The following is a 471-nucleotide window of genomic DNA, read 5'->3' as shown; positions in this document are numbered from 1 at the left end:
GCCCCGCCCCAGCCGCAAGCCCTGACTCAGACGCAGACGCAGGCACAGGCGCAGACGCGGGCTCAGACGCAGACGCAGGCGCGGACTCAGACGCGGGCTCAGCAGCGGGCTCAGCAGCGGGCTCAGGTGCATAGTCCTCCTCCCACGGCCCGGCTGCGACGTCGAGCAACGTCTCGAGGCCCTTCTGCTGGGCGAGCCTGGCGACGGTCAGCAAGATCGGCCGTTCGCCGGCATCCAGTTCGTCCCTGACCTCCCGGGGTGTGCGCTTGGCCGGCCTCGGCACGGGCGCGGGCACCACCGCGGCCCGCACGTCCCTGGCACCGAGCCGCGCCATCCGCGTGCCGAGGTCGGGCGACACCACGACCACCTGCCCGGCGCCTCTGGCCACGAGTCGCTCCAGCACCCTGTAGACGGCCCCGACGAACCCTCCGGCGGTCAGCGCGTTGTGCAGCGTGACCACCAGCTTGGGAG

Annotated in this window: 1 protein-coding gene; it reads right to left on the bottom strand. The window is 73.0% G+C overall.

The features are described from left to right. On the bottom strand, nucleotides 1–471 hold a 471-nt coding region (locus E1294_RS52195; protein ID WP_281284642.1), incomplete at both ends, for a glycosyltransferase.

Source organism: Nonomuraea diastatica, from assembly GCF_004349015.1.
Classification (GTDB): domain Bacteria; phylum Actinomycetota; class Actinomycetes; order Streptosporangiales; family Streptosporangiaceae; genus Nonomuraea; species Nonomuraea diastatica.
This window is presented reverse-complemented; position numbering and strand designations above follow the sequence as displayed.